Origin of the sequence: Streptomyces agglomeratus (assembly GCF_001746415.1) — a bacterium.
GTDB lineage: Bacteria > Actinomycetota > Actinomycetes > Streptomycetales > Streptomycetaceae > Streptomyces > Streptomyces agglomeratus.
This window is the reverse complement of sequence record NZ_MEHJ01000001.1, coordinates 3,778,335-3,805,027: the sequence shown is the minus strand read 5'-3', so window position 1 is coordinate 3,805,027 and position 26,693 is coordinate 3,778,335. Positions and strand designations below refer to the sequence as shown.

28 protein-coding genes are annotated in these 26,693 nt (G+C 70.1%); 22 read left to right on the top strand and 6 right to left on the bottom strand.

Going from position 1 to position 26,693, the window contains the following annotated elements:
- Positions 1-45: 45 nt before the first annotated feature.
- The 3 genes from AS594_RS16425 (at position 46) to AS594_RS16415 (ending at position 3,912) form a co-directional block, all read left to right on the top strand.
- Positions 46-741, top strand: a complete 696-nt coding sequence (locus AS594_RS16425) for a GntR family transcriptional regulator (RefSeq protein WP_069932773.1) — start codon at positions 46-48, stop codon at positions 739-741.
- On the top strand, positions 738-3,176 hold the full coding sequence (locus AS594_RS16420) for a dolichyl-phosphate beta-glucosyltransferase (RefSeq protein WP_079148183.1): 2,439 nt from the start codon (positions 738-740) through the stop codon (positions 3,174-3,176). Before AS594_RS16425 ends, AS594_RS16420 begins: the two co-directional genes overlap by 4 nt.
- 85 nt (positions 3,177-3,261) lie before the next feature.
- Entirely contained in the window at positions 3,262-3,912 is a 651-nt protein-coding gene (locus AS594_RS16415; protein WP_069930555.1) for a hypothetical protein, read from the top strand.
- Between the two features lie 17 nt (positions 3,913-3,929).
- On the opposite strand, the gene AS594_RS16410 is transcribed toward AS594_RS16415, so the two are convergent.
- Positions 3,930-4,679, bottom strand: coding sequence for an SLATT domain-containing protein (locus tag AS594_RS16410; RefSeq protein WP_069927756.1), 750 nt, complete (start codon positions 4,677-4,679; stop codon positions 3,930-3,932).
- 333 nt (positions 4,680-5,012) lie between these two features.
- Here AS594_RS16410 and AS594_RS16405 point away from each other — a divergent pair, with 333 nt between their 5' ends.
- From AS594_RS16405 to AS594_RS16375, 7 genes are all read left to right on the top strand, one after another.
- Complete coding sequence (locus AS594_RS16405) at positions 5,013-5,348, top strand: YbaB/EbfC family nucleoid-associated protein (protein ID WP_079144563.1); 336 nt, start codon at positions 5,013-5,015, stop codon at positions 5,346-5,348.
- Between the two features lie 63 nt (positions 5,349-5,411).
- Positions 5,412-6,011, top strand: a complete 600-nt coding sequence (gene recR / locus AS594_RS16400; protein ID WP_069927754.1) for a recombination mediator RecR — start codon at positions 5,412-5,414, stop codon at positions 6,009-6,011.
- Positions 6,004-6,672: a DUF5063 domain-containing protein gene (locus AS594_RS16395; RefSeq protein ID WP_069927753.1), complete on the top strand. Its 669-nt coding sequence runs from the start codon at positions 6,004-6,006 to the stop codon at positions 6,670-6,672. Before recR ends, AS594_RS16395 begins: the two co-directional genes overlap by 8 nt.
- A gap of 209 nt (positions 6,673-6,881) precedes the next feature.
- Positions 6,882-8,153, top strand: coding sequence for an aspartate kinase (locus AS594_RS16390; RefSeq protein ID WP_069927752.1), 1,272 nt, complete (start codon positions 6,882-6,884; stop codon positions 8,151-8,153).
- 7 nt (positions 8,154-8,160) lie between these two features.
- Positions 8,161-9,219 carry an aspartate-semialdehyde dehydrogenase gene (locus tag AS594_RS16385; RefSeq protein WP_069932775.1) on the top strand — a complete coding sequence of 353 codons (1,059 nt, stop codon included), beginning with the start codon at positions 8,161-8,163 and terminating at the stop codon, positions 9,217-9,219.
- Positions 9,220-9,487: 268 nt separating this feature from the next.
- The gene (locus AS594_RS16380; protein WP_079148185.1) at positions 9,488-10,147 is read left to right on the top strand and encodes a SigE family RNA polymerase sigma factor; all 660 of its coding nucleotides are present in this window, start codon (positions 9,488-9,490) and stop codon (positions 10,145-10,147) included.
- Positions 10,144-11,577, top strand: coding sequence for a hypothetical protein (locus AS594_RS16375; RefSeq protein WP_240509025.1), 1,434 nt, complete (start codon positions 10,144-10,146; stop codon positions 11,575-11,577). Before AS594_RS16380 ends, AS594_RS16375 begins: the two co-directional genes overlap by 4 nt.
- A gap of 58 nt (positions 11,578-11,635) precedes the next feature.
- Here the strand turns inward: AS594_RS16375 and AS594_RS16370 are convergent, their stop codons facing one another.
- Positions 11,636-12,505, bottom strand: coding sequence for an SURF1 family protein (locus AS594_RS16370; RefSeq protein ID WP_069935136.1), 870 nt, complete (start codon positions 12,503-12,505; stop codon positions 11,636-11,638).
- A 31-nt stretch (positions 12,506-12,536) separates the two neighbouring features.
- Positions 12,537-14,372, bottom strand: coding sequence for a S9 family peptidase (locus tag AS594_RS16365; RefSeq protein WP_069932777.1), 1,836 nt, complete (start codon positions 14,370-14,372; stop codon positions 12,537-12,539).
- Between the two features lie 278 nt (positions 14,373-14,650).
- Between AS594_RS16365 and AS594_RS16360 the strand changes: the two genes are divergently transcribed.
- The 5 genes from AS594_RS16360 to AS594_RS16340 all read left to right on the top strand — a co-directional run bounded on the left by AS594_RS16360 (position 14,651) and on the right by AS594_RS16340 (position 19,843).
- Positions 14,651-15,958, top strand: coding sequence for a lipase family protein (locus AS594_RS16360; RefSeq protein WP_069932778.1), 1,308 nt, complete (start codon positions 14,651-14,653; stop codon positions 15,956-15,958).
- Positions 15,959-16,294: 336 nt separating this feature from the next.
- Complete coding sequence (locus AS594_RS16355; RefSeq protein WP_069927748.1) at positions 16,295-16,750, top strand: helix-turn-helix domain-containing protein; 456 nt, start codon at positions 16,295-16,297, stop codon at positions 16,748-16,750.
- A 170-nt stretch (positions 16,751-16,920) separates the two neighbouring features.
- Positions 16,921-17,448: a regulator component gene (locus AS594_RS16350; RefSeq protein ID WP_079144566.1), complete on the top strand. Its 528-nt coding sequence runs from the start codon at positions 16,921-16,923 to the stop codon at positions 17,446-17,448.
- A complete protein-coding gene (locus AS594_RS16345; protein WP_069932779.1) occupies positions 17,445-18,668 on the top strand; it encodes an MAB_1171c family putative transporter in 1,224 nt (407 codons plus the stop codon). Before AS594_RS16350 ends, AS594_RS16345 begins: the two co-directional genes overlap by 4 nt.
- On the top strand, positions 18,665-19,843 hold the full coding sequence (locus AS594_RS16340) for a cytochrome P450 family protein (protein WP_069927746.1): 1,179 nt from the start codon (positions 18,665-18,667) through the stop codon (positions 19,841-19,843). Before AS594_RS16345 ends, AS594_RS16340 begins: the two co-directional genes overlap by 4 nt.
- 438 nt (positions 19,844-20,281) lie before the next feature.
- Here the strand turns inward: AS594_RS16340 and AS594_RS16335 are convergent, their stop codons facing one another.
- From AS594_RS16335 to AS594_RS16325, 3 genes are all read right to left on the bottom strand, one after another.
- Positions 20,282-20,746: a hypothetical protein gene (locus AS594_RS16335; RefSeq protein WP_069927745.1), complete on the bottom strand. Its 465-nt coding sequence runs from the start codon at positions 20,744-20,746 to the stop codon at positions 20,282-20,284.
- Between the two features lie 602 nt (positions 20,747-21,348).
- Positions 21,349-22,050 (bottom strand): HAD family hydrolase, encoded by a 702-nt coding sequence (locus tag AS594_RS16330; RefSeq protein WP_069927744.1) that lies wholly within the window; start codon positions 22,048-22,050, stop codon positions 21,349-21,351.
- Positions 22,040-22,906, bottom strand: coding sequence for a GntR family transcriptional regulator (locus AS594_RS16325; protein ID WP_069927743.1), 867 nt, complete (start codon positions 22,904-22,906; stop codon positions 22,040-22,042). Before AS594_RS16325 ends, AS594_RS16330 begins: the two co-directional genes overlap by 11 nt.
- 139 nt (positions 22,907-23,045) lie before the next feature.
- Between AS594_RS16325 and AS594_RS16320 the strand changes: the two genes are divergently transcribed.
- The 7 genes from AS594_RS16320 (at position 23,046) to AS594_RS16295 (ending at position 26,662) form a co-directional block, all read left to right on the top strand.
- Positions 23,046-23,366 (top strand): SCO3933 family regulatory protein, encoded by a 321-nt coding sequence (locus tag AS594_RS16320; protein WP_069927742.1) that lies wholly within the window; start codon positions 23,046-23,048, stop codon positions 23,364-23,366.
- A 3-nt stretch (positions 23,367-23,369) separates the two neighbouring features.
- Positions 23,370-24,713 (top strand): FtsK/SpoIIIE domain-containing protein, encoded by a 1,344-nt coding sequence (locus AS594_RS16315; protein WP_069927741.1) that lies wholly within the window; start codon positions 23,370-23,372, stop codon positions 24,711-24,713.
- Between the two features lie 4 nt (positions 24,714-24,717).
- Positions 24,718-25,344, top strand: a complete 627-nt coding sequence (locus tag AS594_RS16310) for a DUF2637 domain-containing protein (RefSeq protein WP_069932780.1) — start codon at positions 24,718-24,720, stop codon at positions 25,342-25,344.
- Positions 25,345-25,358: 14 nt separating this feature from the next.
- Entirely contained in the window at positions 25,359-25,547 is a 189-nt protein-coding gene (locus tag AS594_RS16305) for a mobile element transfer protein (protein ID WP_069927739.1), read from the top strand.
- A 19-nt stretch (positions 25,548-25,566) separates the two neighbouring features.
- Positions 25,567-25,722, top strand: coding sequence for a hypothetical protein (locus tag AS594_RS43010; RefSeq protein ID WP_107357925.1), 156 nt, complete (start codon positions 25,567-25,569; stop codon positions 25,720-25,722).
- 11 nt (positions 25,723-25,733) lie between these two features.
- Positions 25,734-26,024, top strand: coding sequence for a hypothetical protein (locus tag AS594_RS16300; RefSeq protein WP_069927738.1), 291 nt, complete (start codon positions 25,734-25,736; stop codon positions 26,022-26,024).
- Between the two features lie 89 nt (positions 26,025-26,113).
- Complete coding sequence (locus AS594_RS16295) at positions 26,114-26,662, top strand: GGDEF domain-containing protein (RefSeq protein WP_069927737.1); 549 nt, start codon at positions 26,114-26,116, stop codon at positions 26,660-26,662.
- Positions 26,663-26,693 lie beyond the last annotated feature (31 nt).

Below are 26,693 nucleotides of genomic sequence, written 5' to 3'. Positions count from 1 at the left end.
CGCACCGCCTAAGGTGTCCGGAGCCATACGAAGGGGAAAGACCTCATGCCCGCGAGCGGACCTGTCACCCGCAACACCCTGCGGCAGCAGATAGCCGACGCGCTGCGTGACGAAGTGCTCGCGGGGCGTCTGCGGCCGGGCCAGGAATTCACCGTCAAGCAGATCGCCGACCAGTACGGCGTCTCCGCGACGCCCGTCAGGGAAGCACTCGTGGACCTGGCGGCGCAGAGCCTGCTCGACTCCGACCAGCACCGCGGTTTCCGGGTCCGCGAGATCTCCGTGGCGGACTTCCGCTCCATGGTCGAGGCCCGTTCCCTGATCACCGACGGCGTCTTCCGCAACCTCGCCGAAGCCGGCTGGAGCGGCGCGCACGCCGACGTGCTGCTGGCCATCGGCCGCCGGGCCGACGAGGCCGCGCGGGCCGCGCGCGCCGGGGACCTGGACATCTTCATCGGGTACGACCTGCGCTTCTGGCGCGAGCTCGGCGCCCTCGTCGACAACCCGCACATCTCCGGTTTCCTGCACCAACTGCGGCTGCGCTGCTGGGTCTTCTCCGTGCCGTACCTGCGCGCCGACCCGGGGCTCAGGAACCGCTTGTGGCAGGACCACTCGCAGGTCGTGGACGCGGTGACGCGGGGGGACGCGGAAGCCGTACGGGCGGTCATCGGGGCGTTCCACGCGCAGATGCTGGCGTGGGCCGCGCGCCTGGACAGCGGCCGGCTGGAGCGTCCGCAGCAGTGACAGCCGACCTGACGGTCGTCGTCCCCGCCTACAACGAGGAACGGCGCCTGGGCCCCACCCTGGACGCGATCTGCGCCCACCTGAACGCGAACCCCGGCCGCTGGGGCGGCTGGGAACTGATCGTCGTCGACGACGGCTCCACGGACGGCACGGCCGACGCGGTACGGGCGGCCGCCGCCCGCGAGCCGCGCATCCTGCTCGTGGAGGCCGACGAGGCGGGCAACCGCGGCAAGGGCCACGCCCTGCGGCGCGGCGTCATCGCCTCGCGCGGCGCCCGGGTGCTCGTCACGGACGCGGACCTGGCCACCCCCATCGAGGAACTCGACCGCCTCGACAAGGAACTCTCCCAGGACGACGAGGGCCTCGCCGCCGCCATAGGCTCGCGCGCCCACCCCGAGTCGTCCATCGACGTACACCAGCGGCGCCTGCGCGAGTGGCTCGGGCGGATGGGCAACCGGCTCATACGGGCCGTCGCCGTGCCCGGCATACGGGACACCCAGTGCGGCTTCAAGCTCTTCGACGGCGACAAGGCACGGGCCGCCTTCGCCGACGCCCGCCTCGACGGGTGGGGGATAGACGTGGAGATCCTCCAGTTCTTCCGGCGGGCGGGCTGGCAGGTGGCCGAGGTGCCGGTGCGGTGGGCCCACCAGGAGGGCTCCAAGGTCAGGCCGGCCGACTACGGCAAGGTGCTCTACGAGCTCGTACGGCTGAAGGCGCGGCGCGTGCGGCGCGCCGACCTCGCCGTCGGCGCCCTTTTCCTGCTGGCCTCCGTACTGCTCTACAAGGGGCTGTGGGCCGACCTCGACCACCGGTATCTGGCCGACTCCGGACACGACCAGAACCAGTGGGAGTGGTTCTTCGCCGTCACCGCCGACAACGTCACCGGGCTGCGCAACCCGCTCTTCACCACCGCGCAGAACTACCCGGACGGCGTGAACCTCATGGCCAACACGGTCATGCTCGGCCTGTCCGTGCCCCTCGTCCCCGTGACGCTCGCCTTCGGCCCGACCACGACCTGGGCGCTCGTCCTGACGGCCGGCCTGGCCGCGACCGCCGTCGCCTGGTACTGGCTGATCGTCAGGCGGGTCGCGCGCGGCCGCTGGGCGGCCGCCGCCGGCGCGGCGCTGTGCGCCTTCGCGCCGCCGATGATCTCGCACGCCAACGCGCATCCGAACTTCGCCGTTCTCTTCATGATCCCGGTGATCATCGACCGGGCGCTGCGGCTCTGCGAGGGGAAGCGAGTCGTACGGGACGGGGTCCTGCTGGGGCTGTTCGCGACGTACCAGATCTTCCTCGGCGAGGAGCCGCTCCTCCTCGCCGCCATGGGCATGCTGCTCTTCGCGCTCTTCTACGCCCTCGCCCACCGCGAGGCGGCCCGTGCGGCGTGGCGCCCGCTACTCAAGGGGCTCGGGGTGGCGGCCGCCGTGTGCGTACCGCTGGTCGCCTTCCCGCTGTACTGGCAGTTCTTCGGCCCGCAGAGCTACCACAGCGTCCTGCACGGCGACAAAGCCGGCAACAGCCCGCTCGCCTTCCTGGAGTTCTCCGGGCGCGCCCTGCTCGGCGACGAGGCACGGGCCGATCCGCTCGCGATGAACCGCACCGAGCAGAACGCCTTCTACGGCTGGCCGCTGACGGGACTCGCCTTCGCCGTCGCGCTGGCCCTGTGGCGGCTGCCGCTGGTCAAGGCGCTCACCTGCACCACCCTGGCGGCGGCGCTGCTCTCCCTCGGGCCCAAGTTCCGTATCCCGTACACCGAGGTGATCCTGCCGGGCCCCTGGCGGGCGCTCGCCCACCAGCCGCTCTTCGAGTCGGTGATCGAGTCGCGGGTGGCGATGATCTGCGCCCCGGCGCTCGGCATCCTGGTGGCGCTCGCGGCCGACCGCCTGCGCACCGCTCCCGACCGCCTGTCGCGCACCCTCGGGCTCACCGCCGTCGCCCTCGCCCTGCTGCCGATCGTGCCGACGCCCATGCCGGTGCGGGAGCGGCCCCCGGTCCCGGCCTTCATCACCGAGGGGACGTGGAAGTCGTACGTCGCCGAGGGCGAATCGGTGGTCCCCGTCCCGCTCCCGGACCCCGGGAACGCGGAGGCGCTGCACTGGCAGTCCGCCACGGCGCCCGATTTCGCCGTACCCGGCGGGTACTTCAACGGCCCGTGGGGCCCGGACCGCATCGGCATCTACGGCGCCTCCCCGCGCCACACCTCGAACCTGCTGCGCGACATCCGGTACGGGGCCGCGACCCCCGTGATCGGCGCCAACTGGCGGGCGCAGGCCCGCGCCGACCTGGACTTCTGGCGGGCGGGCGTGGTCGTCCTGGCGCCGCAGGACAACGCCCGGGCGCTGCGCGACGCGGTCACGCGGCTGCTCGGCGAGCCGGGGAAACCGGTGGGCGGGGCCTGGATCTGGGACGTGGGCAGCGGTCGGCGGGACAACTGAGTCCCACCCGCCAACTGTCCGCGGCGACTTGCTGGCACTACGCTGCCTGGACCGTCGCACGAACCCAGTGGAGAGCGAGCCGTACGTGGCCTGTGACCTGTGGCTGGTCCCCCTCGTCGATGTGCTGTGCCACAGCCCCGACAATCCCTTCGCCGAAGAGATAGCGTCGTACGACAAGGCCCTCACCGACGCGGGCCTGCCGACCGTTCCCGTGTTCGCCTACATGCCGGGCCTCTCGGGCGATGTCGCCCCCGTGGCGGGCTTCGACTACGACGCCCTGCATTTCCTGCGGCGCGCGTACCTGCTTCAGCTGTGCGGTCTCGAAGTGACCCCGGTGGACGCCCTGGGCGGCGACTACGAGCAGCTCCTGGAGATGTTCGAGTCGACGGCCCAGCAGTCGCACCTGGTCTGGCACTACGACCACGCCGGCGCGTACGTCCCGGTGGACTACGCGGCGCCCCTGTCCAACGAGGAGCTCCTGGCGGGCGGTGGGCCCCTGGGCTCCACGCAGGGCCTGCTGCGGGAGCTGGAATTCGTCGCCCCCGCGATCGGCATCGACCCGGCGAACCCGCCGTCGGCGCCCCGGCCGCCGGAGCGCCCGACCACCCTGGAGGAGCCGGCCGACGCTCTTCCGTACGACGAGAACCCCTTCGCCCGCGAACGTCACGTCTGGCTCGGCCTGCACGCGGCGGCGACCAGGAGCCTGGGCCAAGGCTCCATGATCATATTCAGTTAGCGGTCCGCTCCGGCGCCTCAGCGCGGCTCCGGGGGCCGCTGGCGCGGCATGTTCGGCCGGGTGCCCGGAGGGAGCGTGTACCGCCCGGCCGACGCTCCGCCGTCCGGCCGGGCGGAGCCCGGCCCGCCCGCCGACTGCATCACCATCGGCGCCGGGCCCGCCCGGAACTCCACCATCCAGTCAGCCGTCTCCGACCGCACCAGCTCCGAGATGTCCTCCGAGAAGCGCCGCAGCACGTTCAGGCAGCGCTCGGCCGCCTCACCGGCCGTCCCCTCGGCGGGGCCGAGCATCTCCCGTACGCTCTCCGACGCCCAGTCGAACTGGAGCGCCTGCAACCGCCGCTGCACCGCCTGCGCCGCGGCCACGTCCCGCATCCACCCCGACGTGAATCCGAAGTACCGGTCGCAGGCCAGGCACGCGCCTCCCAGCAGCAGCGACAGGTATCCCCACCCCGCCGCGCCGTCCACCGCTCCCGCCAGGTCGACGAGCGGCAGCGCGGCCCCGACGATCACGCCGGCGGCCGTACCGGTGCGCAGGGCCCGCGCGGCGCGGCGCTTGCGGGCACGGTCGGCGAGGTACCAGTCGGCCGTGTGCAGCGCGCCCGCCTCCACCCACCGGTAGAGCTCGTCGAGACGCTCCGCGGGCTCGCCCCAGTCCCCGAGCGGAAAGGGCCTGCCGGTCAGATCGTCCTCGTCGTGCGACTGCTCGGTGGCACCCCCGCCCTCCTTCCGGGCGGGCCCCTCGGGCTGCATCTCCGGCTGGCTCACCGGGCACTCCTCTGCGCTTGCGCTCTGTCCGTGACCTTGCGAGTAAGTAGTGGTGCGGCGTGCGTGACGCGGTGTGACGCGATGCGACGTGCGATGCGCGCGTGCGTACCGATACGCAAGTCGCACCACGCATACGCAGGGCCTTCCTACCGCCGAATGGTGGGCCGTGGAGCCGGTATACCGGTTTTTCCGGCCGGAACCGCGCCGTGGTCAGGTAGAGGAGCCCGCAAGTCTCACCCGAAAGAGTCGCCTCGTACGGCATGGGCATGGTGCCCGGCGAACACGTAGGCTCGCCGTACCGAAACAATCGTCGTCGAAGTGCCAGGAGTGACCGTGATTCCCGGTGGTGGCCAGCCCAACATGCAGCAGCTGCTTCAGCAGGCCCAGAAGATGCAGCAGGATCTCGCCAGGGCCCAGGAGGAGCTCGCCGCGACGGAGGTCGACGGACAGGCCGGCGGTGGCCTGGTCCGGGCGACCGTCAACGGCTCCGGAGAGCTCCGTGGCCTGGTGATCGACCCCAAGGCGGTCGACCCGGAGGACACCGAGACCCTCGCGGACCTGATCGTCGCCGCCGTCCAGGCCGCGAACGAGAACGCGCAGCAGCTCCAGCAGGAGAAGCTCGGCCCGCTGGCCCAGGGGCTGGGAGGCATGCCGGGGCTGCCCTTCTAAGGCGGCCCCGCAGCAACTACCGTACGTATCAGGCACGACCGGCAGGGCAAGGAAGGCAATCCGTTGTACGAAGGCGTGGTCCAGGACCTCATCGACGAGTTGGGCAGGCTGCCCGGCGTCGGTCCCAAGAGCGCGCAGCGGATCGCCTTCCACATCCTCCAGGCCGAGCCGACCGATGTACGCCGCCTCGCCCATGCCCTCCTGGAGGTCAAGGACAAGGTCCGTTTCTGCGCGGTGTGCGGCAATGTCGCGCAGGAGGAGCGGTGCGGGATCTGCCGTGATCCCCGCCGCGACCCGGCGGTCATCTGCGTCGTCGAAGAGCCCAAGGATGTCGTCGCGGTCGAGCGGACGCGGGAGTTCCGCGGCCGCTACCACGTGCTCGGCGGGGCCATCAGCCCGATCGAGGGCGTCGGCCCCGACGACCTGCGGATCCGTGAGCTGCTCGCGCGGCTCGCGGACGGTGCCGTCACCGAGCTGATCCTGGCCACCGATCCCAACCTGGAGGGCGAGGCCACGGCCACCTACCTCGCCCGGATGATCAAACCCATGGGTCTGCGGGTGACACGCCTGGCCAGTGGACTCCCCGTCGGGGGAGATCTTGAGTACGCCGACGAGGTCACGCTGGGCCGTGCCTTCGAGGGGAGACGATTGCTCGATGTCTGACGCCAACGCAAAGCTGCTGCACGCGGTCGCGCAGGATCCGGACGATTTCGCCGTCCAGATCGCCGACCAGATCGAGAGCTTCATCGTCGCGGTCACGGAAGTGGCCAAGGGCGACGAGCCGGACAGCGCTGTCCCGTTCCTGCTGCTGGAGGTGTCCCAGCTTCTCCTCGCGGGAGGCCGGCTGGGGGCGCACGAGGACATCGTTCCCGACGAGCGGTACGAGCCGGACCTCGGCCCGGAGCCCGACCCGGACGACCTGCGGCAGCGTTTCGCCGTCATGCTCGACCCGATCGACGTCTACTCCGAGGTCTTCGACCCGTACGAGCCGCGCAAGGCGCCCGTCGCCTGCCGCATCTCCGACGACCTGGCCGACGTCATCACCGACCTGCGCCACGGCCTGGCCCACTACCGGGCGGGCCGCACCACCGAAGCCCTCTGGTGGTGGCAGTTCTCGTACTTCTCCAACTGGGGCTCCACCGCCTCCGCCTGCCTGCGCGCCCTCCAGTCCCTGGTGGCGCACGTCCGTCTCGACCAGCCGCTCCAGGAGCTGGACGGCCTGGACACGGACGAGGACCTGGGCGAGGAGGACCTGGAGCTGGAGGCGGGCAAGGTCATGGCCGAGGAACTGGCGGGCCCGCTGGGCCTGCGCACGGCCACCTGACGCCCCCCGCGACCGTGGGAGGAGACTGTGTGAGGAGGACCACGTTCCGCGTACTGCGAGTCGTCCGGGGCAGGCATCCTCACCGAGCGGGCAGGGCTGCCGCGTGATCGGATCGTGAGCGGGACATCTCACGATGCGATACCACGTAGGCGGGCCCGGTCCGCTCGGTAAACTGAGCCGACCGCAGTAATGACTAACGAGGAGCGCACGTGGGCCTTGTCGTGCAGAAGTACGGAGGCTCCTCCGTTGCCGATGCCGAAGGCATCAAGCGGGTCGCCAAGCGAATCGTCGATGCCAAGAAGAACGGCCACCAGGTCGTTGTCGTGGTTTCGGCGATGGGCGACACGACGGACGAGTTGATCGATCTCGCCGAGCAGGTATCCCCGATCCCTGCCGGCCGTGAATTCGACATGCTGCTGACAGCGGGTGAGCGCATCTCCATGGCCCTGCTGGCCATGGCGATCAAAAACCTGGGCCACGAGGCCCAGTCGTTCACGGGCAGCCAGGCAGGTGTCATCACCGACTCGGTCCACAACAAAGCGCGCATCATCGATGTCACGCCGGGCCGGATCCGCACCGCCCTCGACGAGGGCAACATCGCCATCGTCGCAGGCTTCCAGGGTGTGTCCCAGGACAAGAAGGACATCACCACCCTCGGCCGGGGCGGGTCGGACACGACCGCGGTCGCCCTCGCGGCAGCGCTGGACGCCGAGGTCTGTGAGATCTACACCGATGTGGACGGTGTCTTCACCGCCGACCCCCGGGTCGTGAAGAAGGCCCGGAAGATCGACTGGATCTCCTTCGAGGACATGCTGGAGCTCGCAGCCTCCGGCTCCAAGGTGCTGCTGCACCGGTGCGTGGAGTACGCACGCCGATACAACATCCCGATCCACGTCCGCTCGTCCTTCTCCGGACTGCGCGGCACCTGGGTCAGCAACGAGCCGCAAGGGGACCAGCAGGTGGAGCACGCCATCATCTCCGGAGTCGCCCACGACGTCTCCGAAGCCAAGGTCACCGTCGTCGGTGTGCCGGACAAGCCGGGCGAGGCCGCGGCGATCTTCCGGTCCATCGCGGACGCCGAGATCAACATCGACATGGTCGTGCAGAACGTCTCGGCCGCGTCGACGGGTCTCACCGACATCTCCTTCACCCTTCCCAAGACCGAGGGCCGCAAGGCCATCGACGCCCTGGAGAAGACGCGGAGCGCCATCGGGTTCGACTCGCTCCGTTACGACGACCAGATCGGCAAGATCTCCCTGGTCGGCGCCGGTATGAAGACCAACCCGGGTGTGACGGCCGGCTTCTTCGAGGCGCTGGCCGACGCGGGTGTGAACATCGAGCTGATCTCGACGTCCGAGATCCGCATCTCGGTCGTCACCCGCGCCGACGACGTCAACGAGGCCGTGCGCGCCGTGCACTCGGCGTTCGGCCTCGACAGTGACTCCGACGAGGCGGTCGTCTACGGCGGCACCGGAAGGTGACCCGCACGTGACGGACAAGCCGACGCTCGCGGTCGTCGGAGCGACCGGAGCCGTCGGCGCCGTCATGCTCCAGATCCTCTCCCAGCACGCCGATGTCTGGGGCGAGATCCGTCTCCTCGCCTCCCCGCGCTCGGCTGGCCGCAAGCTGGTCGTGCGCGGGGTGGAGACCGAGGTCCTGGCGCTGTCGGAAGAGGCCCTGGAGGGCGTCGACGTCGCGATGTTCGACGTACCCGACCAGGTGGCCGCGCAGTGGGCGCCGGTCGCCGCCGCCAAGGGCGCGGTGGTGGTGGACAACTCCGCCGCCTTCCGGATGGACCCGGACGTTCCGCTGGTCGTCCCCGAGGTCAATCCGCATGCCGTACGGGTCCGGCCGCGTTCCATCGTGTCGAGCCCGAACTGCACCACCCTCTCGATGATCGTCGCGGTGGGCGCCCTGCACGCCGAGTTCGGCCTGGCCGGGCTCGTCGTCTCCTCGTACCAGGCGGTGAGCGGTGAGGGCCGGGCCGGCGTCGACGCGCTGCGCGACCAGCTCTCGCTCGTCGCCGGTACGGAGCTGGGCACGAACCCGGGCGACGTACGGCGGGCGGTGGGCGACGACACCGGGCCCTTCGCCGCGCCGATCGCGCTGAACGTGGTGCCGTGGGCCGGGACGCTCATGGACGACGGCTGGTCGTCTGAGGAGCTCAAGGTCCGCGCCGAGTCGCGCAAGATCCTGGACCGGCCCGGGCTGCCGGTGTCGGTCACCTGTGTACGGGTGCCGGTGCTCACGACGCACTCGCTGGCCGTGCACGCGCGCTTCGAGAACGAGGTGTCGGTCGAGCGGGCGCACGAGATCCTCGCGACCGCCCCGGGTGTGGTGCTCTTCGACAATCCGGCCGCGGGGGAGTTCCCGACGCCGGCGGATGTCGTGGGCACCGATCCGACGTGGGTGGGGCGGGTGCGACGGTCGCTGGACGACCCCACCGCGCTCGAACTCTTCGTGTGCGGCGACAATCTCCGCAAGGGTTCCGCGCTGAACACGGCGCAGATCGCCGAGCTGGTGGCCGCCGAAATAAGGACGGCGTGAACCGGAACACTGCGTAGACTCTGTGAACGCTCTGTGAGTAAGTCGAAGTCTGTACTACTTGAACCGGGGCGTTGTTCTGTTCGATTATTCGCTCCCCGCCTTACTGCAACCGGCAGTCGGGAGGGGAGCGTCTTTGCGGTCGCCCCGGCACACTGTCGCGACACAAGGGGCATTCAGGAGGGCGAGTGCGCATGCGGGCGTTTGTCACACCGTCAAACACGGTGCCTCGCGCGTACAACCCTGGCGGGGGGAAGCGTGTCCAACAGGCGTGGCAGAGGTTCTCGACATCACAGTGGTCCCGGTTCGCGGCGCGGCGGTACGCCCGATCCGGCGGCCCCGCACGCTCGGCGGCATGCCGGTGATCGCCCCCATGCCGACGGCACGTACCGCCCGCATACCGTCTCCGCGCGAGGGCACTGAAGACGCCATGACCGCGGGCACCACAGTCGATCACCTGACCGAGACCTATCGGGCCCACTACCGCTCGCTGCTGGGCCTCGCGGCACTTCTCCTCGACGACACGGCCTCCTGCGAGGACGTGGTGCAGGAGGCGTTCATACGCGTGCACTCCGCGCGCAACCGTGTGCGCGACCCCCAGAAGACGCTGGCGTACCTGCGCCAGACCGTCGTCAACCTCTCCCGCTCCGCGCTGCGCCGCCGCATCCTCGGGCTGAAGCTGCTGTCGAAGCCCATGCCGGACATGGCGAGCGCGGAGGAGGGGGCGTACGACCAGCTGGAGCGTGACGCGCTGATCAAGGCGATGCGCGGACTCCAGCGGCGCCAGCGCGAGGTGCTGGTCCTGCGGTACTTCGCGGACATGACCGAGGCCCAGTGTGCCGAGACGCTCGGCATATCCCTGGGCTCGGTGAAGGCGTACGGCTCACGCGGCATAGCGGCGCTGCGCGTCGCCATGGAGGCTTCGGCATGAGCAGTAAGCAAGAGCGGCACGGGCCGGACGGGCCGTTGAACGACCTGACTGGAAAAGCGATTGTGAACGACGGTCCGAACGACGAGCGCAACGAGCACGACGAGCACGACGAGCACGACGAGCGCAACGAGCACGTCGAGCATGACGAGCGCGTTGAGCGTGACAAGGCCGCAGCTCCGGAGGAGCGCGCGGAGCGTGACGAGGCCGCAGCTCCGGAAGAGCGGGCAGAGCCTGACGAGGCCGCGGCGCCGGAAGAGCGCATCGCACGGCACGACGGGCGCGAGGTGCGCGAAGAGCTCGGCAAGACCTTCGACCTGAGCCTCGACGAGGAGCTCGGCACCGACGAGCTTGCCCTGCGCAGGCTGCTGCACGGCGCGGTGGACGAACTGGAGCCCTCCCAGGGCGCCCTGGACCACCTGCGCCGTGCGGTCCCCGCCCGGCGCGCCAGGAAGCGTCAGGCTGTCGTCGGCCTGGCGGCCGCCGCACTCTTCGTCGGAATGGCCGTCCCGGCCTTCGTCCACGTGGCGAACTCCGGCGGCGCGGCCGACGACCGTCCCTCGATAGCGGGCCACGGCCAGGAGGCGCAGGGGGGCACCGGCTGGGAGAAGGGCAACGGGGACAGCGAGAAGGTCAAGGAGAAGCCTTCCGGGAAGGCGTCCTCGAAGTCCGAGAAGGAGAAGCGCAAGGACAAGGCGAAGGGCCCCGGAAAGGGCTCTTCGGGCTCCGATGCGGGCCGGGGCGCGGGCGGCGGCACCGGCGGCGGCGCCGACGCCCCCGGCGGCGTACCCGCGTCGTCCCCGACGTGCGGCGCGGGCCAGCTCTCCGCCGGCTCGGCGGGTACCGGAGCGGCCGACGCGGAGGGCAAGGTGTACGGAACGTTCCGCATCTCCAATGTCTCGGCGACGGCGTGCACGGTCGCCGGCAGCGGCGGGTGGGGCTTCCAGACGACGGGTGCGGCCGACTCCGCCCGCATCGGCGTCGTCGACCACACTTCGGGAGACGCGGCGACCGGGCTGCCGGACCCGTCTCTGGAGACCACCGGGCTGCTGCTGGAGCCGGGCGCGGCGTACGAGGTGAAGTTCGCCTGGGTTCCGTCGGACAGCTGCCCGACGACCGGCACCCCGCCCGACCCCACGCCCACGGGCGACCCCGCGGCAGGCGGCACGACGGTCGGCGGCACGGGCCCCGGTGGCGGATCGGGCGGTACCGAGACCGGTGGCGCCGACGGCGGCACGGCGGACGGCGGCACCGGGGGCGAGCAGGAGCAGACCGGCACGGACACGCAGCTCGGCACCGAGGACGGCGGCACGATGGACGGCAGCGTCACGGTGATCCACACGCCGGGTGCGGGCGGTTCGAGCGCGGCGGCGACCATTCCGAACGCGTGCGCCGGGACGATCTACCGCACGGGCGTGCTGGCGGCGTCGTAACGGCGGGGGAAGGCAGCGGGGCGGGGCGCCGGAGAGGGCGCCCCGCCCCGCTGCCGTGTCAGCGGTCCTCAGCCGCGCGGCCCCGACCCGGACCCCGCGGGGGCCGCGCCAGGTCCCCGTCACTGCCGCGGCCGTCGTCGTCCGCGTCCCCGCCGTCCGTGTCCGTGTCGGCGTCCGCGTCCTTGGGAAGGATCCCCAGGGCCAGATCGCGGGCTGCTTCCGCCTCGCGGCGCATGAGCCGGAACCACATGAAGAGCACGAAGCCGGCGAAGACGAACCACTCGCCGGTGTAGCCGAGGTTCTGGAATGCCTTGAGGTCGAGGCCACTGCCCTGCGGCGCGACCGCCGGGACGGGGCGCAGACCGGCATCGGTCTCGGCGAGGGTGACCCAGGCGTCGTACACGTCGTACGGCACGAGATTGACGAGGGACGCGGCGCTGATCATCCCGAGCTGCCCCCCGGGCAGCCCGCCGCCCGCGTGCACGCCGTCGGTGCCCGCGTTCTCGGACGCCTGGAGCGCGCCGGTGACGGTGACCTCGCCCGAGGGGGCGGCGGGAGCCCGGGTCCCGGCGGGCAGCCAGCCACGGACGACGGGAAGTGCCTTGCCGCCGTCCGTGCGCAGCAGGGTCAGCACGTACGCGCCGCGCCTGCCGTCGATCTCCCGCTCGGGCACGACGAACTGCTCGGCGTAACGTCCGGTGGCGGTGGCGGGCCGCCCGGATGTCTCTTTGTCGACGGGCAGCAGTTCGTCGACCGGTACGGCGGCCTGCTCGCCGGGGTCGGGCTTCTCCTCGGCGGCCTGGTGGGTCTCGACACGGTCTTCGAACCGCCCGAGCTGCCAGGACCCCATGAACACGCAGAAGGGGATGGCCAGCACGACGAAGAGGTGGATCCCCCACCAGCGGGGCGTCAGCAGAAACCGGTACACCCCACCAAGGTACGGGCCCGCCCGCCCCCGCTCACATTCCGGGTCGGCTCGCGGCAGCCTCCAGATACCGCGCGGCGAAGTCGATCTCCAGCCGGACCTGCTTGATCCGCTCCTCCACCACCAGCGACCCGTGCCCGGCGTCGTACCGGTACACCTCGTACGCCGCCCCCCGGGCCTCCAGCCGGTCCACGTAGTTCTCGACCTGGCGGATCGGGCAGCGCGGATCGTTGACGCCCGCCGAGATGTAGACCGGGGCGCGCACCGCGTCGACGTACGTCAGCGGCGAGGACGCCTCGAAGCGCTCCGGCACCTCCTCCGGTGTACCGCCGAGCAGCGTGCGGTCCATGGCTTTCAGGGCCTCCATCTCGTCGTGGTACGCCGTCACGTAGTCGGCGACCGGCACGGCCGCCAGCCCCACCGCCCACGCGTCCGGCTGCGTACCGAGCCCGAGCAGGGTCAGGTACCCGCCCCACGAGCCGCCCGCCAGCACCAGCTTCGACGGGTCCGCGAGCCCGGAGGAGACGGCCCACTCGCGCACCGCGGCGATGTCCTCCAGCTCGATCAGCCCGATCCGGTGCTTGAGCGCGTCCGTCCACTCGCGTCCGTACCCGGTGGAGCCGCGGTAATTGACCCGCACCACGGCATAGCCGTGGTCGACCCACGCCGCCGGTCCGGCGGCGAACGCGTCGCTGTCGTGCCAGGTCGGCCCACCGTGGATCTCGAAGACCGTGGGGAACGGCCCCTCGCCCGAGGCCGGCCGCTGCACGAGCGCGTGGATGCGCCCGCCGGGCCCCTCCACCCACGCGTCCTCCACCGGAACCGAGGCCGGGGCCTTCATCCCGGGCGGGTCGAGCACGACTCGCCCGAACGTCGACCGCACCACCGGCGGCTCGGCCGCCGAGGACCAGAGGTACTCCACCGACCCGTCGGGCCGGGCCGTGGCGCCCGACACCGTCCCGGCGGGTGTCGGCACCGCCACGAGCTGCCGCGAGGCGAGGTCGTACCGCCACAGTTCGCTGCGCGCCTCGAAGCTGTGCGCGACGAGCAGCGCGGACCCGTCCGGACACCACTCGGCGGACACGTCACCGGGCAGCTCGATCCCGAGCTCCGTCTCCTCGCCCGACGCCACGTCCCACACCATCGGCTCCCAGCGCCCCCGCCGCTGGTGCCGGACGAGCAGCCGGGTGTCACCGGCGACCGGCGCGAAACCGAGCACCGCGAGCCCCAGCCCTGCCTCGCCGCCCCGGGTGTCGTCGAGGTCGGCCACGGCGCTGCCGTCCAGCCGCAGCACCCGCAGGGCGGAGTGCATGGCGTCGCCGTGCTCGGTGTGCTCGATCGCGATCAGCGTTCCGTCGCGCGACAGATCCCCCACCCCCGCCGACTCCCGGTGCCGGTAGATCTCGACGGGCCCGGCGCCGGGGCGTACGACATGCACCGTGGATCCGTCCTCGTCGGTCGAACGCCCCACGACCGCCGTCCCGTCCCGCCCGAGCGCGAGCCCGGCCGGGTACGACGGCTGGAGGCCCGGAGCGGCGGGCTCGTCCTCGCCGCCCGTGAAGGGCTGCCGCATCCAGACGCCGAACTCGTCCCCGTCCGTGTCGCTGAACCACCAGACCGACTCGCCGTCGGGCGTCAGCACCCCGTCCGTGGTGCCGTTCGGCCGGTCGGTGACCTGCCGCTGGGCCCCGGTCGCCCGGTCCCAGGCGTACAGCTCGTACGTCCCCGTCGCATTGGACACGAACAGCGCGCGGTCCGGCGCCTCTTCGGCCCACTCGGGCAACGAGACGCGCGGTGCCCGGAACCGCTTCTCCCAGTCGGGCATGGCAAGGGGCATGTCGTGCGCGGTGGACCCGGTCTTCTCAGTCATCCCCCCATTCTGCTCCGCCCCACCGACAGTCCTCCCGGCATTCCCGCCGACTGCGGCCATGAGGCCGGCCACGCACCGGTCTCCCTGCCGCACGGAGCAGTTGGGACGCGCGGGCCCGGCAGTGGCAGCAGGTGACCGCCGCCCGGACGGCCGCGGCTCACGGCGGCGGGTACGTCAGCCCGCCGCCACGACACAAAATAGACAGGACGTCATAATCAGTGACAATACGCACCCTCGTCCCTAGTCTCTGGTCCGGCACCGAGTGAATGGACAATCAGATGAGACGCAGGCTTTCGGCGATCACCGCGGCCGGTGTGGCCGTGATCCTCGCGCTGGGATGCGGCACCGCTGTCGCGCAACCGGCGAACCCGGACGAGGGCAGGGGCGCCGGGCAGTGCGCACCGGGCGTCCCGGTCGGCCCGGAGGGCAAGGACTTCTACGACCCCCCGTCGCCGCTGCCCGAGGGCGAGCACGGTGACCTGCTCTGGGCCCGTGAAGTGAACGCCCCCGACGGCGCGAGGGCCTGCCGGATCCTCTACCTCTCGACTCTTCACAGCGGTGCCCCGGTCGCCGTCTCCGGCATCGTGGCCTGGCCCGACAAGCCCGCACCGCGAGGCGGCCGCAACGTCGTGGCCTGGGCCCACGGCACCGTGGGCGGTCCGCGCATGTGCGCGCCCTCCGCCGTACCGGACCCGGCCGTCGACCTGGTGGACTACTTCACGTACGACAGCCCGTGGGGGATCGACGTCGGCGTGCCGGCGCTGACCCAGTTCCTCGGCTCCGGTGACGTCGTGGTCGGTACCGACTACCAGGGGCTGGGTACGCCCGGCGTGCACCAGTACGTCGTCGGCGCCACGGAGGCCAACAACGTCCTCGACTCCGTCCGGGCGGCCCGGCAGATCACCGACACCCACGCGAGCCACAGGACGGCGGTGCTGGGCTGGTCGCAGGGCGGCGGCGCCGCGATGTTCACCGGCCAGAACGTCCGCGCGTACACCCCCGAGACCCAACTGGTCGGCGTGGCGGGACTGGCGCCCGCGGCGAACCTGGGGCCGGACTTCGCCGGCCTGGTCCCGCCCGGACCGACCAGCGCCACCTCCGCCGCCCACAACGCGGCGCTGCGCATCAACGTCTACCGGGGCTTCCTGGCGGCCTACCCCGAGCTGAGGGCCGAGGACGTACTCAAGCCGGCCGGACTGAAGGCACTCAAGGGTGACGGGGAGGCGTGCATCGAGCACTTCTCCGACGTGATCCAGAACAACGTCGGGAACAACGGGAAGCTCGACACCCTGTTCCAGCCCCTGCGGGACGTGCCGCGCGCCTGGCACAAACGGTTCCGCGAGAACACTCCGGGCCATGCCACGACGGTGGCCCCGGTGCTGGTGATGCAGGGGACGGCGGACACCGTCATCAACCCCAACTCGACCACGCAGTACGTCAAGCGGGCGTGCAGGTTCGGCCAGCCGGTCCAGTACTCGAGGTACCGGGGCGCGACGCACCAGACGATCCCCGTCGTCGCCGAGAAGCAGTACCTGAACTGGATCGCGGACCGCTTCGCGGGCCGGCCGGCCCCGTCCACCTGCTGACACGACGCTTCACGGCCACTCGGAACACCAGGTCAGGCCCGGTCTCCCGTAACGGAGACCGGGCCTGACCTGGTTTCTCCACGCCAACACAGCGTCCAGGGTGGCCGGGCCCACCCCCGTGGAACCCGGCCACCTGCCTGGAAAGCAGTCATGTCCCCATGGCATCGGAGACACCTGCTCGCAGCAGAGGAACACTGTGGTGCGAGCAACTCCCTCAAGAACGTACACCTTGGTTGCGGGCAGCGGTCAACTAGAGTTGATCGGAAGCCACCGCTTTCTCCGCTCATCACGCACCAGAGTGGACACGGCGACGACCATGACAAGGACGTACCGGACGTGACAGACGACGAGCCGCGCACCTTCGCGCAGTTGCTGGACTACCTGTTCCAGCAGGTCCACCCGGAAAGTCGCGGACCCTACACGTACGCCGAGGTCGCCGAGGGCATCCGGGAGGCTTCGGGAGGCCAGGGCAAGGGGCTCACCGCGAGCGCGATCCAGCAACTGCGCACCGGTGCGAAGAAGAATCCCACGATGCACACCATCAAGGCTCTCGCCGACTTCTTCGGCGTGCCCGCCGGCTACTTCGTCGACGAGGAAGCCGCCCACCGCACCCGGGCGGAGATCGCCGTCCTCGCCGCCATGCGGGACCGGAACGTACGCACCGTCGCCCTGCGCGCCAACGGCCTGAGCACAGAGACCCTTCAGATGGTGACGGCGGTGATCGAGCAGGCCCGGATCCTGGAGGGCCTCCCGGGCGAAACCACTGCGAACAACCTCAACCTGGACGACTGACAGGTCTCAGTATCCGGCCATTCGGCCAGAGGGCCGAGATCCTCTTGGACCGGCCCGGGCCTTCGCCTAAGCTTTCGAGCGATGCGGCGCCGGGGATTCCGGATCGCACTCCGGCCGTACGGGGTCACGCCTTCGGGGGGCCAGGACCCGAGCAACGATCAGGACCGGACATGGACCTTGAGGGGCTTCGCCGCGAGTGCGAAGAGCGCGTGGACGCGCTCGGGCTCCCCCACCGCTTCAACACCCGGGACCTCTGCGACGCCGTGGCGGACAAGCGCGGCCGTCCGATCATCCTCAGGCCCCTGAACACACTCGGCGCGATCGACGCCCCCTGCGGAATCCGCCTGGAGACACCTGACGCCGATCTCCTCTTCTACGAGGAGGGAACGTCCGCCCTGCACCAGAACCACATACTCGCGCACGAGGTCAGTCACATCATCTGCGACCACCCCGGCAGCCTTGAGCTGGACGCCGACGCCTTCCGCGCCATCGGCTTCAACCCCACCCTCGTCCGGCGTATGAACGGACGCACGAGCTACTCCACGGACGACGAGCGCGAGGCCGAGATGATGGCCACCGTCATCCGACAGCACATCTACCGCGGACGTGAACTCCCCTCCAGCGAGCCCGAGAAGGGCGCCGAGCGCTGGGAGGCCCTGTTCGCCAAACCGACCAAGAAGGGCCGTCGGCACCCATGATCGACCTGTTGTTCTCGGGCGTGGCCATCGTGCTTCTCCTCGCCGCCGGCTACTGGGTCCGCGGGCGGGGCGGTCACCGGCCGACCGGCACGTGGGCCATGGCCGCGCTGCTGACGTCCTTCGCCCTCGCCTTCGCCTCGTACGTGTCGTTCGTGCAGAGCGCCGTCGAAAGCGTCGTCCCGCACGTCGGCCGCCTCCTCAGCAACTCGTTCACGCTGGCCGCGGCGACCGCCGTCCTGGCGTTCATGCTCCAGCTCAACCTGGAGCCCGACGAGGCCAGGCGAAGCATCCGGCTGCGGGTGCTTTTCCTCGGGATCTCCGTCGTCGGCATGGCGGCCCTGTTCACCGCCGGGCAGCTGAACGACCAGTCGCCCCAACTGCACGCGCTCTACGTGCTGGTCTACATCACGTACCTGGGTGTCACCGCGAAGGACTTCGGCAAGCAGACCTGGAAGCAGTCGAACCACTCACGGCGCAAGAGCCAGCGCATCGGACTGCGCGTCACCGCCGCCGGCTGCCTCTTCGCACTGCTGTACGCCGCGTACAAGGTGTTCGGCCTGGTATCCATCGGACTCGAACTGGGCCTCCTCCCGCACGGCGTCCGGTGCTCGACGCCCATCAGCCCGTTCCGCTGCGTGTTCAGCGTGACGGCGCCCGCCCTGGCCGTACTCCTCATCACCGTGGGGCTCACGCTCCCGGCGGTCGTCTGGCCGGTCAGCCAGTTCCTGCGCCGCCGGTGGGAGTCGCGGTCCTTCGCCGCGCTCGCCCCCCTGTGGGAGGACATCTCCGGCGCGACACCCGAAGTCGTCCTGGCCTCGGCCGGGTTCCCCGAGGAGCGGCACGCGGACGACTCCGACTTCCTCCTCCACCGTCGTGTGATCGAGATCAACGACGGCGGACTCGCCCTTCGCCCGCACCGTTCCCAGCGGGTCCGGGAGGACGCCGAGCGGGCCGTCGCCACCCGCGGCCTGGCCGGCACCCCCGAAGGCGACGCGATCGTGGAGGCCGCGATCCTGCGAGCTGCCGTACGCGCGAAGAAAACCGGGAGCGAACCGCAGACAGAAGCCGCTCCGCCGGCCCCCAGGACCGCCTCCCGGGCGGGCAACCTCCGGTCCGAGACCGAGTGGCTGCTCCTCGTCGCCCACGCCTACGCGCAGGGCGAGGTCGTACGTACTCCCACTGACGAACTGGCCCCCTCGGGAACGGACCCGCAAGCGTGAACGACCCGTTGCAGGACCCGCGGTTCTTCGTCGATCCCTACCCGACGTACGCCCGGCTGCGGAACGCGGCGCCCGTGCAGAAGGTGCCGACCGGTTCGGGAGGGCGCTACAGCTTCGTGGTCACGGGCTACGCGGAGGCCCGGGAGGCGTTCACCGATCCCAGGCTCTCGAAGAACACCGCGCGGTTCTTCGCCGGCCGGCCGTCGCAGCGCGATCTCCATCCGGCCGTGTCCCAGAACATGCTGGCCACCGACCCCCCGCAGCACGCGCGGCTGCGGGGCCTGGTGACGAAGGCGTTCACCACCGGGGCCGTCGCGCGGTTGCGCCCCTACATCACCGGGCTGGTCGACGAGCTGCTCGACGCCTGGCCGGACCACGGGCCGGTGGACCTCGTCGAGAGCCTCGCGGTACCGCTGCCGGTCACCGTCATCTGCGAGATGCTGGGGGTACCGGAAGCCGATCGCCGGCTCGTGCGTACGTGGTCGGGCGATCTGTTCGCCGCCGGGGATTCCACCCGGATCGACGCCGCCTCCCACGCCGTCGCCGGTTACATGACCGACCTTGTCACCGCCAGGCGCGGCTCGCCCGGCGAGAGCCTGCTCGACGACCTCATCGCCGTACGCGACGGCCAGGACAAGCTGACCGAGGACGAACTCGTGTCGCTCGCCGTGCTCCTGCTGGTGGCCGGTCACGAGACCACCACCAACTTCATCGGCAACGCGGCCCTGGCCCTCCTCCAGCACCCCGAGTCGCTGGCACGCCTGAGGGCCGAGCCGCAGCTCCTCGGGAACGCGCTGGACGAGCTGCTGCGCTTCGACTCGCCTGTCGGGATCGCCACGTTCCGCTACAGCACCGAAGCGCTCACGCTGGGCGGGACCGTGATCCCCGAAGGCGTTCCGGTACTCATCGCCCCCGGAGCCGCCAACCGCGACCCCGACCGCTTCCCGGCGCCGGACCAGCTCGACCTCGACCGCGGAGCCAGCGGGCACCTCGCCTTCGGCCACGGCATCCACAGATGCCTGGGAGCCCCCCTCGCACGAGCCGAAGGCGAACTCGCACTCCGGGCGGTCATCTCCCGCTTCCCCGACGTCCGGCTCGCAGTCCCCGCCGAGGAACTGGACTGGCGCCACACCCGACTGATGCGCGGCCTCACAACCCTGCCGCTGATCGTCTGACACCGCCGAACCCTTGAAAGCCCGGCCACCGCCCACGACGCATCCGTACGGAACAAGGGCCGGCGCCGCACGTCCGGACTCCGCGGATGATCGCCCGGCAGAGCCCGCCTACTACCTGCCCTCGTGGCGACAGGGCCGGGGCGGCGACCGGGCCGACCAGGCGCAGACAACAGGAAGGCCCTGATCCTCAGTGAGGATCAGGGCCTTGACCTGGTACTTCAGCTGTCGGGGTGGCGGGATTTGAACCCACGACCTCTTCGTCCCGAAGCAACTCGGGTGGGGCCACTTCCTTGGACTGCTGCGCCTCTCACCTGCGCTGATGGTCCGCAGACGTTCGCGCTCGTCCGCCGCTGTTCGTCGGCGTTGTCACGCAGTTAGACACGCACCGCTCATGTCAGTGCCGGTCTTAGAGGTGGCCCGACTATCAGACAGCTAGCCTCATAGGTGTTGCTTCGCTGCCCTTACTAGATGAGCAATGCCATCCCGCGTGTGCGTCCTGCGCTGATCCAGCTCTGACCGGTTGTCTGTTTTGTGTACGGCTGTGATCTCGGCAAGCAAGCTTTCACCCTTGCGGCTCAGCTCTTCATTGTCGGTGAGCATCTGCATCCGGAACAGAGCCTCCTGGGCCTTAGACCTGAGGTCGTATGCTCGGATTTGCACAGCCTCAGCGGCTTCCGGAGGGGGCTGCTCATGCGTACAAAACCAAAGGTGGACGAGACACCGCCGGTAGTTGATCAAAGCCGCCGCATAGGCCGTGTATGCGTCCAGCCGTTCCTGACGCAGCTTCTCGTCCCGTGTGAACTGGTGGCCTCTCTCAGTGGTGCGCCGTTGGACTCCCAGGGTGATCCCCGAACCAAGCAGGGTGCCCAAGACGGCGATGGCGCTGGCGATTATGGCTTCCACCCCTGTAGAAGACCACGGCTGAAGGCGCTCTGTGATCGTTTTCGCAGGAGCCACTGGGGCGCACGTTGGGGGGCAAGTCCTCTGTATGAGACAGAGCTTGCGGGTGCCGCCGAGCCTCTGCCCACCAACCACCCCGAACTCCCATCCCGTCTGCCGTCGACCCACACACCGTGGAGCAGGCGCGGTGCCGGGCGTCCAGGTGGAGCGCGCCACTGTACGAACGACCTGGACGCCCGGTGCCGTGTCTGCTCGGCTCTGCCTGGGTCGACGGCAGACGGGATGGGAGTCCCCCACCGCAACACCCCACGGCCGGCACCCGCCGGCGGAGCCCCCGCCATCCCGGAGTCGGAGCGCCCCCGCCGGAGGCATCATCTTGAACCCGCGGCTGCCCTGCTACGTCGCGCTTCGCGTAGCTCGCCGAGCTGTCCGCCCTGGTACGTGATGGGTTCTCGATTGCCCGCTGCACGTGGCGCGCCGCCGGGCGGGGCCGCCGCTGGCGAAGACAGTGGCGGCGGCCCCGCCGTAAAGGCGGCGCGCTCCCGCGCCGTGCGCGGGTCTTGATGAGGTAGAGAAACCTGTAACAGCTCTAGCGGAACTGGGACTCAGTCGTTCGACTGCGGCGGCTGGATCGCGTCAGCGATGGCTTGCATGTCCTCGGTGACGGCCTCGGCCCCGGCCTCGGTGAACGTCTGGTGCTTGTGCGGCTTGTTGGCGTACCCGATTGCTGCGGCACCGACCTTGTGGGCGGCCTGGATGTCCGTCAGCGAGTCGCCGATCAACGCGCACAAGGTGACGTCCACTTCGAGCAGCTCGGCGGCCTTGAGCAAAGAATGCGGGTTCGGCTTCATGAGGTCGGGCTGCCGTTCCGCGCGCCCCACTACCTCCAGCACGTGCTCGGCGAGATCATGTCGGCCGAGGAACACCCGGACAGACTCACCTGAGTTGTTGCTCACCACGGCGATCTTCCGGCCTGCCGCGCGCACCGCTTCCAGCGCAGCGACCGCCCCCGGCGTCGGCTCTCCCGCTACCGCCACCGCCTCGACCTCAGCCGCGGTGAGTGCCTCTTCCACCCGCAACCCCAGCTCCGGGTTCGCCGCGTGCGTCAGCCGCAGCACTTCGAGCGGATCGTCGGTCTCGGACAGCTTCGCGCTCAGCGCCGGGTCGGTGCTCGCCGCCAGCAGAGCCAGTTCCCTTGCCACCTCGGGCGCCGGGCGTCCCGCGAACACGTCGCACAGGGGGCCGTCGAAGTCGAAAAGCACGGCTACGGTACCGGCCAGCGTCTCAGTCAGGTTGTCAGTGCCCATCGAGATCGAATTCCCTTCCGATGGTCTCCCAGACGCTGTCGAACCACATACGCCCCTGCTGGACCTGCTGCGCGCCGCTTGAGGACTCGCTGTCGTTGACGGAGTGGTGGAAGAGAACGGTGTCCTTGCCGACCAGGTCATAGATCTCGATGGCCTCACCCTGAGCCATCACCTTGTTGGGCTTGATCGGGTAGTAGCCGAAGAACGCGTCTTCCTTGTTGATCACGTACAGCTTGAAGAACTGCGTCCCACTGTGGACCCGGACGTCGACTCGCGTGTCTGCCACCAAGCCCAAGTGGCTCAGCTCTGCCATGGAGTCACGGATGCTGCGGGCGTAGCCGACCATGATGTCCTGCATGCGCTTGCGCAGCCGTTCGTCGTCGCTACAGTCCTCGCGGCGCACCGGGGCAGCCTGCGGTACGGACATGTCCGGGACGAGTATGCGAACGGTGATGCTCGACGGGGTCAGCCTGCCGACGCGGATCTTGTCCAGCGGCTCTTGCAGTGCCCCATGCAGCGTCTCGCTGGAGAACCCGGCGAAGTCGATGGTGACGTCCTTGCTGGCGAACGCCTGCTCAACGTAAGGGCGTAGCCCCGCCGGCCGTTCCGTGCGGTTCCGGACGTAGACCCCGCTGCCCTTGCGGGACACCACAAGGCCCTCGTCTTCGAGGTCGCGAAGTGCGCGCTGGATCGTCGCCCGCGCGAATCCGTACATCTCAGTGAGCGTCTTGTGGGACGGCAGCTTCTCACCAGGAGCGAGCCTCCGTGTCCGGATGGCAGCTCCCAGGCTGCTCGCCACCTGCTCGTACGGCGGCCGGTCGTCATCGGGGTCTAGAGGCTCGGGGACAAAGGTCATGGGCTCGATGGTACGGGGCGGGGCCGCCAGTAGGACAGCCAAGACAGTCAGGTGTTGACATGACTAGCCAGGTTGCTTACGTTAGCCATGTAGCCAACAAGGCTAGCCAAGTCAGTCACCCTCTGTCTGGAGGCAACCCATGCCGTCCTTCAAGATCGACGTTTCGACCGCTGTCGTCTTTGTCGCGACCCCGCCCACGCCCAAGCTGGTGAACAAGCAGACCGGAGAGATCGCCGTCGACAGGGAGACGGGGGCCCAGCTCGCAACGGTGGGGCTTCTGATCTCCGACGACGGCGAGGGAAACCTGTACCAGGTGACCGTCCCTCAGACCGGAGTGCCGGAGGGTCTGGCGCCGGGCATGCCGGTGTCGGTGATCGGTCTCAAGGCCCGGGACTGGGAGCGGGACAACCGGCACGGCATCGCGTTCCGCGCTGTCGCCATCACTTCGCTGGCGGGCTGACCGATGACGACCGGACAGGTTTTCACGCTCGTCGGCCTGGTGCTGACAGCCGCTGGGCTCGTGATCCTGCGTCGACAGCGCCCCGTCTGGTTCTGGTTCGCCATCGGGGCCCCCATCAAGCTGACGCGGATCGCGTTCACGTACCGCTCAGTCATGGAGGCATGCGGGCTCACCGAGCCTCCGTCTCGCCTGCGTCTCACCGTAGCGGCGGCCACCAAGCGGACTCCTTCGCGGATGGTCCCCCGCTTGACCCGTGTCCGTGTCACCGCGAGTGGTCTGGTGTTACGGATCAAGATGCAGCCGGGGCAGGAGGTTCACGACTTCGAAACGGCGTCCGAACGTCTGCGGCACTCCTGGCGCGCCTACGCCGTGCACGTCGGTGCGCTCACTCCGGGGTGGCTCCAGCTCAAGGTCATTGGCCACGACGTGCTGAACCGGGTCGTGATGCCTCCGACGAAGGAACCGATGCTGCTGAGCGTGCCGGTGGCCCTGCGCTCCGACGGTGCGGTGCATGCGCGGAACTTCCGCACCATTCCTCACGAACTGGTGATGGGCGCGACAGAGTCGGGGAAGTCGGTCTACCTGCGCGGCCTGGTGAAAGGTCTCGCCCCTCAGGCGGTCGCCCTGGTCGGTATCGACTGCAAGTGGGGGGTCGAGCTGGCTCCGTTCGCCCCGAGGCTGTCGGCCCTGGCGTGCACGCCTGAGGAAGCTTCGGACTTGCTCGACGTTCTGGTGTCGGAGATGACCGAACGCTATGAGCTGATCCGGACCGTTCAGCGTCTTGGGCCCGGCGCTCTGGAGTCGATCACTTCGGACATCTGGGGTCTGCCCGAGGACATGCGGCCGGTGCCGGTCGTGGTCTTCATCGACGAAGTGGCGGAACTCTTCCTCACGGCGAGCAGTGCCGACGACAAGCGCCGGGACCAGATGGTCACTCAGCTCGTACGTCTCTCCCAGCTGGGCCGGGCCGCCGGCATGTATTTGGAGGTGTGCGGCCAGCGGTTCGGGTCCGACCTCGGAAAGGGAGCAACGGCCTTGCGGGCCCAGCTCACCGGTCGCATCTCGCACCGCGTGAACGATGAGGCCACAGCCAAGATGGTGCTGGGAGACATCAGTCCCCAGGCCATGCTCGCCGCGACCACGATCGCACCCGAACAACGCGGGCTGGCGGTCGCCGGGGACTCCTCCGGTGGCTGGTCTCTGGTCCGCAGCCCTTTCACCAGCCTTGAGGAAGCCGTCACGGCCTGCGTAAAGCATGCCGACCTGACGCCCGCCATCCCCGCCCTGGAGCCCTTCCGTCCCGAGACTGCGATCGGGCCTTTCGCCCTGGTCCCGGACAAGGACTGACGCCATGCGGTCCTCACTGCGACTCGACGCCGTATTGGTCCAGGCCGTGATCGCCGGTGCTCTGTCCTTCTCTCACCTGCACGACCTCGCCGCGGCTGCCGGACAGGACGGCTGGAAGGCGTGGGCCTACCCCGTCTCCGTGGATCTGCTCCTGGTCGCCGCGTGGCGTCAGCTCCGAAGCCTGCGGGGTACGGACGCTCCGAGGCGGGCGGCCTGGTCCTGGTTCGCGGTCGCTCTCGCCGCATCACTCGGGGCGAACGTCGCCACGGCTGGACTGCTCGACCTGAGTGACGTGCCGGACTGGCTCCGCATCCTCGTCGCCGGTTGGCCGGCGCTCGCCTTCCTCGGCGGCAGCCTCCTCATGCACGCCCCTGAGCCGCACCGCCCGGAGCCCGCGCCCGTAGAGCCCGAGCCGCAACCGGTACGCGAAGAGACCGCCGAACCGGTACAGGAACCGGCGGCCCTGCCTCCCGCTCCGCCCAACGTCCCGCCCGCGCTCGTCACCCACGCGCGCAAGCTCGCCGATGCCCACCATGCGTCGACCGGGCAACCCATGGACGCCGACACCCTGCGCACCCGGCTCGGCGTTCCCGCCCCGATGGCCGAAGCCATCGCCGCCCAGCTCGCCTGAGAGGAGGTAAGCCCATGGCCCGCAACCGCTTCTGGGACGTCGACCGCATCGGCCCCGTCCAGATCGGAACCCACCATGACCGCCACGGCCGCGAAGCTCACGCTGCCGCCTGCACCGCCCCCGGCTGCGATTGGTCCGCCGACTACCTGAACCGCGCCGCCGCCGAACTCGCCGCCCGGACCCACCGCTGCAACCCCCGCTGATCGCAAGGGAGATCACGCCATGGACGTACCGCTCTGGCTCGCCCTGATCGTCGTCGGCGCACTCGGCATCAAGCTCATCCGCCCGCCTCTGTGGCTGGTCGCCGTGCTCCTCCTGGGCGGTTACCTGCTCGCCGACAGCTTCCTGGCCCCGGCCATCGACCCGTTCACCAAGTAAGGAGATCCGCAGTGTTCAAGCCCAAGTACCCGCAGTCCGACACCCACACCGCGCTCACGCCCCACACCGAGCCCGTACCCGTCCCGGCTCGGCCAGCCGTCGCGCCTGTCGGTCAGGCCACGGCCGGACTCGTCGGAAAGGTCCGTTCGAAGCCGACCACTGCCGTAGTCGGCGTCGTCGCCGTCGGGGCCGTGCTCGTCTCCACGCTCCTGGCCGTCGCCATCACCGGGCTCGCGCTGTCCATCAGCGGCGTCGTACTGCTGCTCCTGGTCCGCCTGCTCCGCCAGGAACTCAACCGCTGACCGGCCTCCGGGTGGTGCCACAAGCCGCCAAGCATCGCCACCGCCCGGACGGCCCACGCAACCCCTTCCAACCGCAACGAAGGAGAACCGTGGACCCGCAAGCACTCGCCTTATCCCTGCCCCTGCTCGGCTGGGCCGCCCACTCCAGCTACCTCGCCCACCGGCTGGCCACCGCACGCCGCGACCCACTCACCGGTCTGCACACCCGCGCCGGATGGACCAACCGCGCCGAACGCCTCATCGCCAAGCACCCGAGTGCGCTCGTGCTCCTTGTCGACCTGAACGACTTCAAGGCCATCAACGACACCCACGGCCACGCCGCTGGGGATGCGGTGCTCACCGCCACCGCCCGACGGCTGAACGCCTGGTGCGGAAACCACGGCATCGCCGCCCGTCTCGGCGGAGACGAGTTCGCCGCCATCGTGACCAACATCGGCGCCGCCAACCTCTTCGACCTTTGGACCGCACTGGACCAGCCGGTCACACACAACGGCCATGTCCTGCCGGTCTCGGCATCGGTCGGCACCTGCTACCCCGACCACCTGCCCGTCCCCACCCTCACCGACGCCCTCTCGGCCGCCGACGCCGCGATGTACGCGCAAAAGGGAAAGGCCGGCCGCCGCGGCTCCACCACTTAGCACTGACCGGCCTCCGGGCGGCGCACAAGCC

Coding starts and splice junctions, on each gene's coding strand:
- AS594_RS16325 (WP_069927743.1), bottom strand. CDS start 22,906: ATGACCTTTGTCCCCGAGCCTCTAGACCCCGATGACGACCGGCCGCCG.
- AS594_RS16375 (WP_240509025.1), top strand. CDS start 10,144: ATGAGCAGTAAGCAAGAGCGGCACGGGCCGGACGGGCCGTTGAACGAC.
- AS594_RS16425 (WP_069932773.1), top strand. CDS start 46: ATGCCCGCGAGCGGACCTGTCACCCGCAACACCCTGCGGCAGCAGATA.
- AS594_RS16315 (WP_069927741.1), top strand. CDS start 23,370: ATGACGACCGGACAGGTTTTCACGCTCGTCGGCCTGGTGCTGACAGCC.
- AS594_RS16345 (WP_069932779.1), top strand. CDS start 17,445: ATGATCGACCTGTTGTTCTCGGGCGTGGCCATCGTGCTTCTCCTCGCC.
- AS594_RS16360 (WP_069932778.1), top strand. CDS start 14,651: ATGAGACGCAGGCTTTCGGCGATCACCGCGGCCGGTGTGGCCGTGATC.
- AS594_RS16310 (WP_069932780.1), top strand. CDS start 24,718: ATGCGGTCCTCACTGCGACTCGACGCCGTATTGGTCCAGGCCGTGATC.
- AS594_RS16365 (WP_069932777.1), bottom strand. CDS start 14,372: ATGACTGAGAAGACCGGGTCCACCGCGCACGACATGCCCCTTGCCATG.
- AS594_RS16320 (WP_069927742.1), top strand. CDS start 23,046: ATGCCGTCCTTCAAGATCGACGTTTCGACCGCTGTCGTCTTTGTCGCG.
- AS594_RS43010 (WP_107357925.1), top strand. CDS start 25,567: ATGGACGTACCGCTCTGGCTCGCCCTGATCGTCGTCGGCGCACTCGGC.
- AS594_RS16350 (WP_079144566.1), top strand. CDS start 16,921: ATGGACCTTGAGGGGCTTCGCCGCGAGTGCGAAGAGCGCGTGGACGCG.
- AS594_RS16395 (WP_069927753.1), top strand. CDS start 6,004: ATGTCTGACGCCAACGCAAAGCTGCTGCACGCGGTCGCGCAGGATCCG.
- AS594_RS16305 (WP_069927739.1), top strand. CDS start 25,359: ATGGCCCGCAACCGCTTCTGGGACGTCGACCGCATCGGCCCCGTCCAG.
- AS594_RS16330 (WP_069927744.1), bottom strand. CDS start 22,050: ATGGGCACTGACAACCTGACTGAGACGCTGGCCGGTACCGTAGCCGTG.